General features: G+C 39.8%; 1 pseudogene. It reads left to right on the plus strand.

Annotated elements, in window-relative coordinates:
• Nucleotides 1-314 (plus strand): annotated as a pseudogene (gene nanY, locus RTW80_RS28345) (2,7-anhydro-N-acetylneuraminate hydratase); the annotation flags it as partial.

The following is a 314-nucleotide window of genomic DNA, read 5'->3' on the forward strand; positions in this document are numbered from 1 at the left end:
GGTGTTATCGGCGAAATATTATCATGTCATACTAAGAGAAATGGCTGGGCAATCAAACAAGAGAGACTTTCCTGGAAAAAGATGAAAGAACAATCTGGTGGACATCTATATCATCATATACATGAGTTAGATTGTGTTCAGCATTTACTTGGAGAAATACCAGAGACGGTTACTATGATTGGTGGAAATTTGGCCCATTCTGGTCCAGGATTTGGCAATGAAGATGATATGTTATTTATGACCTTGGAATTCCCGTCAGGAAAACTAGCAACCTTAGAGTGGGGGAGTGCATTTAACTGGCCGGAACATTATGT

This window comes from Escherichia sp. AM3 (assembly GCF_032029835.1).
Lineage (GTDB): Bacteria > Pseudomonadota > Gammaproteobacteria > Enterobacterales > Enterobacteriaceae > Escherichia > Escherichia coli.